Source organism: Campylobacter sp. CNRCH_2015_0338h, assembly GCF_025772785.1.
In the GTDB taxonomy this organism is placed as follows: domain Bacteria; phylum Campylobacterota; class Campylobacteria; order Campylobacterales; family Campylobacteraceae; genus Campylobacter_D.
Genome location: NZ_JAKMST010000019.1, coordinates 1 through 2,408 on the forward strand (window position 1 = coordinate 1; position 2,408 = coordinate 2,408).

The following is a 2,408-nucleotide window of genomic DNA, read 5'->3' on the forward strand; positions in this document are numbered from 1 at the left end:
GAAGCCACAAAGCGATTAGCATTGATAGTTCCTGTTTTAGTAATGATTACCCCATTAGGATTAATTAAAAAGACATTATTACCACCTGCATTTAATAAACCTTCTATGGTAGATTTACTAGTGCCATGAGCAATGTTTAGATAGTTTTGCCCACTTTGTCCTTTTCCAAAATGAACTTGAGCATCTTTACCTATATTAAAACCACCACCCCATTGGATAACATGATTACCACTTGCTGTCGTTCCATTAATATACATATTATTACCATTAGTGTTTATAGTCCCACTAGTCCCATGAGTAAATTTACCTCCACTAGGTAATTGATTTGGATTGATTGCCATTAGTGGAGAAAACAACATTGATACAGTTACACCTGAGAGTATGATGTGATTTGCTAGCTTTTTCATAATCAATCCTTTTGGTATATTACTTTAGTTTAAATTCACTACTATGCTTTTTGCATCTTTACTTACACTTAGAGTGTATTTAGCTTTTTGAACTTTTGCTTTGATGTTTTTATGTAAGCTTTGATTATTTTTAGTGATAGTTTCTAATAAGCTTTGTAAATCTTTTTGATTTAGATGTTTATTGTTTGCATCTACAAAGCCTTTTTCACTTTGCATTAAAATAAAGCTTTTATTTTTTACATTATTGTTTGTATATACATTAATAGAACTATCTTTAGAAAGATTAATAGCTTCTTTAGCATTTAAATAAGCTTTAGTATCATCTTTTAAGATAAAGCTATAATGATCAAAGTTATTAATAGTATTTGCTTTTATATTTGTATTTAATACTAAATGATTATTAGTACCACTTTTATGCATTAGAGCTTTTGATACAAAGCTATTATCTTCTTTAGTTTGTAAAAAGCTACCTGCTAATACTTCTATATTAGTATTATTAAAAATATTAGTATTACCACTTAGATATAAGGTATTATCATAGCTTTTATCATTTTCACTATATACACCAGAAGCACTTATAAATATAGCTTTGTTGTTTTTATACTCATCTATATTTAAATTATTTATATGAGTATAATTATCATGAGTATTCTTAGCTATACCTGCACTAATTACTATCTCCCCTTCTCTTTTATCAGAAGCTGTACCTAGGGCTAAATTATCAAAGATAAAAGTATTATTAGCACTTTCAGTTTTAGCATTAATAACATAAACATTAGAGCTAGCTGCACTTGAATAATCTTTAATATTTAAAGTATTATTATTAGCATTTTCATTGGCTCTTAAAATGATTTTAGAACCTTTATCTATATTAGAAGCATTAGATAAAGATTGTACAAGATTATATTTTATAGTGTTTTTTTCTAAATTATCAGCTTCTATAATAGTAGTTAGATTTCTACCTGATTTTACATTATCTAAAACTATACTATTAGCATTAGCACTACTTGCATAATAATCTTTATTATCCAAACTAACCTTACTTACTCCATATAAATATAAAGGCATAGCAATGTTTGAGTTTTTAATATTAATGCTATTATTATTTGCTTTAGAGCTTAGAGTTTGTGCTGCTGTGATTTGAATTTTATCTTGATGATTTTCAACAGTAACACCTTGAGTTAAATCTCCATTGATATTAATACTATTATTATTAGCTCCTTTAGTAGCTACCCCGCCATAAAGATTAAACTCATTTTTACCTGTAAAATTAGAATTAATCTCAAATGGCTTTTTTAGATTAATATTAATGCTATTATCATTAGCTATACCATTATTAGTTATACCTGCATAAAAGTCTAAGAGTGCTTTTACTTCTACATTAGTATTTAATGCTAATAAGGTTTGTAAGTCTTTTATATCTATAGTGTTTTTATAAGCATTACCTTGTATGATTTTACCCCCATAGATTTCTCCTACTAAGACAGCATTATAAGCTAATGGGGTATTTTTAGTATCTACTCTTAAATCTAGTTTTAAATCATTGATTAATACACTATTATTACTTACTTCATAGCTTTGATTATTATTAACATCCACAAAAGCTCCACCTAAGTGAGTAGCAGCTGATGTTGAATATGCTCCACTTGGACCATGTACTAATAAAGAAGCTCCATCTAAAATAACCTTATTATTTTTAGCATTGCCATTATAAGTAATAGCTCCTGTTACATGAGTCATTCTCTCATCAAAGATATTATCTCCTAACATGCTTTGTCTATAAGGAGTAGTATGAAAGTCTATTTTTACTCCCTTATTTAATATAACTGTATTATTATTAGCATTAGCATCTACACCAAAAGCACCTAAGATATAAGGAGCACCATTTAAAGGTAAGGTATAGGTGTTTTCAACACCCATATTCACATAGGCATCTTTTAAGAAATTTAAAGTATTATTATTTACTTCACCTTTTCTAGCTATGGCTGGAGTGATTAAAAA

General features: G+C 27.8%; 2 protein-coding genes. Both read right to left on the minus strand.

The annotated features are described in order from the left end of the window. A partial coding sequence (locus L8X30_RS07815) for a filamentous hemagglutinin N-terminal domain-containing protein (RefSeq protein ID WP_263679753.1) occupies positions 1-407 on the minus strand: 407 nt, incomplete at its 3' end. Positions 408-431: 24 nt separating this feature from the next. Next, positions 432-2,408, minus strand: a 1,977-nt coding sequence (locus L8X30_RS07820; protein ID WP_263679754.1) for a hypothetical protein, incomplete at its 5' end; no start/stop codon positions are given.